Annotated in this window: 6 protein-coding genes; 3 read left to right on the top strand and 3 right to left on the bottom strand. The window is 70.6% G+C overall.

The window, feature by feature from the left end; translation table 11 throughout:
* Window positions 1–212 precede the first annotated feature (212 nt).
* The 3 genes from ACZ7EG_RS01720 to ACZ7EG_RS01710 all read right to left on the bottom strand — a co-directional run bounded on the left by ACZ7EG_RS01720 (window position 213) and on the right by ACZ7EG_RS01710 (window position 3,789).
* Window positions 213–1,613: an FAD-dependent monooxygenase gene (locus ACZ7EG_RS01720; protein ID WP_471070676.1), complete on the bottom strand. Its 1,401-nt coding sequence runs from the start codon at window positions 1,611–1,613 to the stop codon at window positions 213–215.
* 338 nt (window positions 1,614–1,951) lie between these two features.
* Window positions 1,952–3,181, bottom strand: coding sequence for an MAB_1171c family putative transporter (locus tag ACZ7EG_RS01715; protein ID WP_471070673.1), 1,230 nt, complete (start codon window positions 3,179–3,181; stop codon window positions 1,952–1,954).
* Window positions 3,178–3,789: a toxin-antitoxin system, toxin component family protein gene (locus ACZ7EG_RS01710; RefSeq protein WP_471070670.1), complete on the bottom strand. Its 612-nt coding sequence runs from the start codon at window positions 3,787–3,789 to the stop codon at window positions 3,178–3,180. Before ACZ7EG_RS01710 ends, ACZ7EG_RS01715 begins: the two co-directional genes overlap by 4 nt.
* Before the next feature lie 247 nt (window positions 3,790–4,036).
* Here ACZ7EG_RS01710 and ACZ7EG_RS01705 point away from each other — a divergent pair, with 247 nt between their 5' ends.
* The 3 genes from ACZ7EG_RS01705 to ACZ7EG_RS01695 are packed head-to-tail and all read left to right on the top strand — an operon-like array spanning window position 4,037 to window position 7,175.
* Window positions 4,037–5,386 carry an extracellular solute-binding protein gene (locus tag ACZ7EG_RS01705; RefSeq protein ID WP_471070666.1) on the top strand — a complete coding sequence of 450 codons (1,350 nt, stop codon included), beginning with the start codon at window positions 4,037–4,039 and terminating at the stop codon, window positions 5,384–5,386.
* Window positions 5,383–6,321 (top strand): carbohydrate ABC transporter permease, encoded by a 939-nt coding sequence (locus ACZ7EG_RS01700; RefSeq protein ID WP_471070663.1) that lies wholly within the window; start codon window positions 5,383–5,385, stop codon window positions 6,319–6,321. The genes ACZ7EG_RS01705 and ACZ7EG_RS01700 overlap by 4 nt, the downstream gene beginning before the upstream one ends.
* The gene (locus ACZ7EG_RS01695) at window positions 6,318–7,175 is read left to right on the top strand and encodes a carbohydrate ABC transporter permease (protein WP_471070660.1); all 858 of its coding nucleotides are present in this window, start codon (window positions 6,318–6,320) and stop codon (window positions 7,173–7,175) included. Before ACZ7EG_RS01700 ends, ACZ7EG_RS01695 begins: the two co-directional genes overlap by 4 nt.
* Window positions 7,176–7,177 lie beyond the last annotated feature (2 nt).

The raw sequence follows: 7,177 nt of genomic DNA, 5'->3' as shown, positions 1-7,177 counted from the left end.
GTCACCGCACGACGGGGCATGCGGTTGCGGACGGCCGTTGAGGTCGTGGAGGCCGTCGAGGGGCCTGTGGTGCGCGCCGTCCGCTCCTGCGGCGGTGGGGCGTCACCGCACGACGGGGCATGCGGTTGCGGACGGCCGTTGAGGTCGTGGAGGCCGTCGAGGGGCCTGTGGTGCGCGCCGTCCGCTCCTGCGGCGGCGGGGCGTCACCGCCCTCAGCCTCGCGTCCGGTCAAGCCGCCGCAGGACCGTCCGCTCGTCCTCCGTCAGCGGCGCCCCCACCGCCGACGGCAACGGCGGCCCGCTCAGCGTCGCCAGTACCGTCGAGGGCCGTAGCAGCCGCGTCGGCCCCGTCGTCATGCTCATCACGTCCCAGAGCGCGGACGCCGCCGTGTAGGAACCGGTCGCCGTGCGGATCATGCGACGGGTGTAGGCGGTGACCAGACGGTCGGCGATCCCGGGCGAGCCCCCACGCGTCCCGGGGTACCAGACGTCCTGGCTCACCGCCATCGTCCACGCGGCCTCCACCGGCCTGGCCGCCCGCCGCTGCACCCGCCGGGCGAGCCCGGGCTCGCCGAGGCCGGACCGCCGCAGCTCCCGGTCCAGCTCCCGGGCGCCCAGCGCGGCCACCGACATGCCCTGCCCGTAGGCGGGATTGAACGTGGCCAGCGCGTCACCGAGGACGACGAGGCGGTCGGGCCAGGAGCGGACCTTCTCCAGGTACCGGCGGTGATTGCTGGTGCTGCGGCTGACATGGACATCGGTGAGCGGCTCCGCACCGGAGATCAGCCGGCCCACGATGGGGTCGGGCAGGTCCAGGGTGTACCGGAGGAACGCGTCCGGGTCGGACGGCGGTTCGCCGCCGCCCCGCGTGCCGGCGAGGCTGACCATCCAGCGGTCGCCCTCGATCGGCAGCACCATGCCACTGCGGCCGGGCCGCCCCTGATACGGATCGGCCTGCACCATGGTCAGCGGGAAACGTCCGGCTCCCTCGGGCGTGCGGTAGAGACGGGTGGCGTTCACCAGGCCGGCGTCCACCGTCTTCTCGCGCACGTCGTCGATGCCCAGCCCCGCCAGCCAGGTCACGATCCGTGAGCCACGTCCGCTCGCGTCCACCACGAAGTCGGCGGCGAGGTCCTCCTCCCCGGCGGCGGTCGAGAGGCGAACCCCGGTCACACACTGCCGCGACCCCGTCAGCTCCAGCACCCGCGCCTTGCGGATCACCACCCCGGTGCTGTCCAGCACGGCGCCCCGCACCGCCCAGTCGAGCAGGGCCCGGGTACAGGTCAGCATGCTGGGGCCCGGGTGACGCCAGCGCCGGAGCCACCCCTCGGGTGTGAGGGCGACCATGCCCGAGCCGAGCGGAATCTCGTGCGCACCGGCGGCGAGCAGGTGCTTGCGCATGCTCACGCCCGACACCAGGTCCTCCATGGGGGCCAGACCACCGGCCATGAGGAGATGCGCGTGACGTCCCTGCGGCAGGCCCTTGCGGTGCTCCGGCCCCTCGGGCAGATCGTCGCGGTCGAGCACGACCACCTCGTCCGCGACGGCGGACAGGGCCGCCGCGGCCAGCATGCCGGCCAGACCCGCACCGATGACGACAGCTCTACGCGACATGCGACTCCTCGCACTCAGCCATGACGGCTCCTTTGCCCTGAGGGCATTCCCCGACGTCCGGCCACAGCCGTGCGGCGCACAACACCCGTCCGCCGACACCGGTTTCGAGCCATACCGGCCTCGTTCCGGACGACTCTCACCGTACCTTCACGTTCCGTGCCCGCGGCCTTTCGTGCCGGGTCTCGTACGTGCCCGCGGCCTTTCGTGCCGGGTCTCGTACGTGCCCGCGGCCGTTCGCGCCGGGTCTCGCCCTTGCCTCGGCCGTGCCCTCGTCCGTGCACGGGCACCGGCCGCGGCCTGACGCCACCGTGACCGCCGGGGGCCGCCCCGGGCCGTGGTCAGCCGGTGAGCGACCTGCCGTCCGTGTGGTCACGCGCCATGGCGCGGATCGCCCGGAGGTCCTCCGTGCGGCGCAGGGCCCGGGACACGGCGCCGATCTCGCGCAGCAGGTCCGTGGTGTCACGGGCACCGGTGCCGTCGTCCTCCCGTGTCCGGTTCCTGGCGTCGGCCGCCTCCAGGATCGCGGCGGTGGCGGCGAGTGCCTTCGCCAGGTCGGGCGGGTGGCCGAGGGCGAGGGCGGCGTCGTGGAACCGTTCGCGCCGGTCCTCGTCGATGTGCCGGGCGAGCGGCAGCAGCACGTCGCGGATGAACGTCTCCCGGCGGACCAGGCGCAGCTCCGGCGTCGCGCGCAGCAGGAACGGGACTCCTTCGCCGTTGACCGTCCTCATCAGCAGGTACAGCGGCCGCAGTTCGTGGTGCGCGAGCCGGACGTGCCAGCGGCCGTGCAGGTACTGCCCGGCGTGCGGGAGGATGAAGCCGACCGCGATGAGCACGGCGGACAGGCAGGCCAGCGGAGGGGCGACGGCCGTGCTCAGCCAGTCCACGTCCCGCCCGGACCAACGGGCCGCCACGGCGCTGATCTTGGCGGCGTCGAAGAGCAACTGCGCCGCGTAGCCCACGCCGAGGAACTTCAGCCCCCAGCGCAGCAGCGAGTCGAGTCCGTCCGTGCGGACCCAGTTCCAGATCAGCCCGTTGGTGACCAGGGCGGCCACGGTGTGCGCGAGCAGGTACAGCACGATCATTTCGCGCATGTACGGGGTGTTCGCGTAGTACGTGTCGAGATCCCGCAGCCGCTCCACCGGCACGTCCGCGAGAGCGAACAGCACCCACATCGCGACGATCACACCCGAATACACCGCCACGACCCCGCGCATCGCACGCCGGGTTCGCTCCGAGCGGTCGGACAGGCCGTTGCGCCAGGAGATGATCAGCAGCAGGCAGAAGGCGCAGAACGCGGTGAGCAGCGAGTAGACCCAGGGGCCGGAGAAGTTCGCCACCCCGGTGAGCCGGTTGACCCGGGCGATCGTCGACGGCGCCACGAAGACGAACACCGCGCAGGCGAGCAGCAGCAGCCCGCCGACCGCGCGCAGCATCGGATCCTTCCAGAGCCGGATGATGCTCGGCAGCTTGATGGCCAGGGCGGCGGCCAGGACCCCCGCGGGGATCCACCAGAAGTTCGGATAGAACTGGTTCACGAACTCGGCCGGGGTCAGCGCCACCGTCGTCACGGTGCCCCACCTTCTCGCGGCCCCCGGTAGTACAGCGACCGCTGCACCGGTTCGAGGGGTCCCTCCGGCTCGCGCCCACCCGGCAGCAGCGCCCGGCACCCCGCCGCCAGCCGGTACCCGAAAGCATCGGCATCGGCCTCGTCCCGTTCGCGGGAGCCGTTGCGGGCGGCCACGGCCAGCGCGACGTCCTCCCATCCCGGCCGGTCGGCGAACGCGTGGGCCGCCGCCGCGCCCGCCCCGTGGTGATGCCCGTGCCCCGCGTGCAGATGCCACAGCTCGTGCCCGAGGATGACCAGCTGCTGCACGGCCTCGGCCCGTTCCTCGACGATGACGAGGTCGAAGTCCTGGAACTCCACCCACAGGCCGGTCACTTCTATCTCGTCGGGAAACCGCTCGAACCGCAGCTCCACGGGCCGTCCGCCACGCCGCGCGCTCATCTCCTCGCACAGCGCCCGGCACAGCGCCCGTACGTCGGTGGGGCGCTGGGGTCTCTTCCGGACCGCGGTGGCGAGCTCGGCGGCCAGGCCGCGCATGGCTGAGCCACTGCGTGAGCGCCTGAGCGCGGCGGTGACTCGGGCGGCCCTGACCCGCGCGCCCGCGATGTCCATCGCTCCCCCTCCTCGGCGCCGGCCGAGGCCTGCCGGCGCGTCCGAGACTACGCGCCCGAAAGTGTGCGCGTCATGCGATCCGACGTCCGACGTTCAACGGAGAACGACCGTTCCTGACCGGGATGTCCTGGCCGAAGTCCGGCCGGACCATTGACGCGCAAGCGCTTCGAACCTACGGTCCCGTTCGAAGTAACGAGCGCCATCCGAAATACCGAACGGTACTGGTCATCGATCGTAAGGGCAGGGCATGGGACGACCTGACCTGAATCGCAGGCAGCTTCTCGGCGGGCTCGGCGGGCTCTTCGTCGCAGGCGGCTTCGGCTTCGCCGCGCTCGGCACCGGAGCCGACGCACTCGCCGCCGACGCGGACACGCGCGTGCGGTACTGGAACCTCTTCAGCGGCGGCGACGGTTCCAACATGGTCGCGATGCTGGACGCCTTCCGGCAGGCCAATCCCGACATCGCCGTGAAGGACTCCACCCTCCAGTGGGGCAACCCCTTCTACACCAAACTCGCCATGGCGGCCGCGGGCAACCGCGCCCCCGACCTGGGTGTCATGCACCTGGGCCGGGTCACCGGGTTCTCGCCCGGCCGCCTCCTCGACCCCTGGGACGTCGGCCTGCTCGCCGAGTACGGCGTGCGGGAGCAGGACTACAACCCCACCCTGTGGAAGCGCGGCGTCATCGACGGCAAGCTCTACGCCCTCCCGCTCGACATCCACGTCCAGCTCTGCTTCTACCGCAAGGACGTGCTGAGGAAGGCCGGGCTGCTCGGCGACGACGGCCGGATGATCCCGGTCACCTCCACCACCGAGTGGTTCGACGTCCTGAAGAAGGCCCAACGGGTTCAGAAGAAGGGCCTCCAGACCATCGGCCTGTGGACCAACGACCAGAACTTCCAGTGGTGGTTCTTCGTCGCCTTCTACACCCAGCTCGGCGGCACCTGGTTCAACGACGCCAACACCGAGGTCACCTTCGACACCGACAAGGCCACCCAGGTCCTGGAGTTCCTCCGCCGGCACGTCACCGACGGCTATGTCATCCCCGGCGCCCCCACCGGCGAGCAGTTCGTCAACGGCGCCCCCTTCACCTGGGAGGGCAACTGGTCGGTGCCGGTCTTCTCCGGCGCGAAACTCGACTACGGAGCCACCCCGCTGCCGCCGGTCTTCGGCACACAGGCCACTCACGCCGAGTCGCACGCCTTCGTCCTGCCCCACCAGTCCGGGCGCGGCGGCGCCACCAACGAGGGCGCGCACGAACTCGCCGCCTACGTCGTCAAGCACGCCCTCCAGTGGGCGGCCGGCGGCCACATCCCCGCGTACACGCCGACGCTCTCCACGAACGCGTACAACAAGCTCACCCCGCAGAACGAGTATGTGAGCGCCATGGACCACCAGGCCACCGAGCCGAAGGTGTGGTTCGCGGGCTCCACCGGCGTCCTCGCCCAGGACCTCGGGCCGGTCGTCGTCTCCTCGACCATGGGCTCCGCCAAGCCGGCCGCGGTCGCGCAGCGGATGAGGAGCCGGCTCACCAGGCTCCTCGCCTCGAAGAACCCGATGGACGGCAGGACCGCCGCGCAGGGAGGTGCGGTCGCATGACGACCAGCGCTCAGACCGTCGTCGCACCGGCCCGGACGAGGACCGTCACCGTCGCCGCGACCGTCCGCCGCAGGCAGGGGTTCCAGCACGGGGGGTGGTTCGTCGCCCCGTTCCTGGTGCTCTTCGCGCTGTTCGTGATCTGGCCGCTGCTGCGCGGCCTCTACCTCAGCTTCACGGACGCCAACATCACGGGCGAGGGAGCGAGCTTCGTAGGCCTCGACAACTACCGCGAGGCCCTGAAGGACTCGGCGATGTGGGACGCGCTCGGCCACAGCGCGTACTTCACCCTCCTCGTCGTCCCCTGCATCACCCTGCTCGCCTTCCTGCTCGCGATGCTCGCCCACACCATCGAGCGCGGGAAGTGGCTGTGGCGGCTGTGCTTCTTCACGCCGTTCCTGCTCCCGTCGACGGTCGCGGCCAACATGTGGCAGTGGCTGTTCACCCAGGGCATCGGCCTGTTCAACGAGACCTTCGGGCTCGACACGCCCTGGCTCACCGACAAGTCGTACGCCATGCTCGCCATCGTCATCACCACCCTGTGGTGGACGGTCGGCTTCAGCTTCCTGCTCTACCTCGCCGCCCTCCAGGGCATCCCCGCCCACCTGTACGAGGCCGCGAAGCTGGACGGCGCCAACGCCTGGCACCGCATGGTCCACATCACCCTGCCGATGCTGCGCAACATCACCGGCCTGGTGATCGCGCTCCAGATCCTCGCCTCGCTCCAGCTGTTCGACCAGGCCGTCGTGATGATGGACTTCGGCCCCGGACCGGAGCTCAGCACGCGCTCCTTCGTCCAGTACACCCTCGAACAGGGCTTCACCAGCTACCGCGTGGGTTATGCCTCCGCGATGTCCGTCATCTTCTTCGTGATCATCGCAGTCGTCGCCCTGGCCCGGATGTGGCTGCTGCGCGACCGAGCGGAGGGCACCCGATGAGCAGCACTCGGACACGGCTCGAGCCCCGCGGTTCCTGGACGCCCGGCCAGATCGTCCTGACCGTGCTCGGCGTCGCCGTCTCCGCCGTCTTCATGGCGCCGATCGCCGCCGCCCTGCTCACCTCGCTCAAGTCCGAGCGCGAGGCGGCCGAGATCCCGCCGCACTGGCTCCCCAAGGACTGGACGGGCCAGGCCTGGAAGGCCCTGTTCGAGTCCGGCAACATCACCAACTGGTTCGTGAACTCACTGGTCGTCTCGGTCTGCGTGACGTCCGTGGTGCTGCTGGTGAGCGCCCTGGCCGGCTACGGCTTCGCCCGCACCGAGTTCCGCGGCAAGAACGTCCTGATGGGCGTGGTCATGGCGGGCCTGATGATCTCGCCCGCCGTCCTCGGTGTGCCGCTCTTCACCACCGTCCAGCAGATGGGGATGGTCGACACCTACTGGGGCATGATCCTGCCGCAGTGCGCGCCGGCCGCGATGGTCTACATCCTCTACAAGTTCTTCCAGGGCATCCCGCGGGAGCTGGAGGAGGCCGCGTTCATCGACGGAGCCGGCCGCTGGCGGGTCTTCTTCACCATCGTCCTGCCGCTCTCGCGCCCTTCCCTGGCCGCGGTCGGCATCTTCACCTTCATCGCCTCGTGGAACAACTTCCTCTGGCCGTACATGGTGACCAACAACCCGGACCTGATGACCATGCCGAACGGCATCGCGACCGTCATGAACTCCTACGGCATCCAGTGGGCCCAGCTGATGGCCGGCGGCCTCATGGCGGGCCTGCCGCTGATCATCGTCTTCGTGTTCTTCCAGAGGCAGATAGTGGCGGGCGTGGCCCACACGGGCTTGGCAGGCCAGTAGCA

Source organism: Streptomyces sp. NPDC037100 (assembly GCF_055606225.1).
Note: the sequence above shows the minus strand (reverse complement) of the source record. Positions and strands in the feature narration are given on the sequence as shown.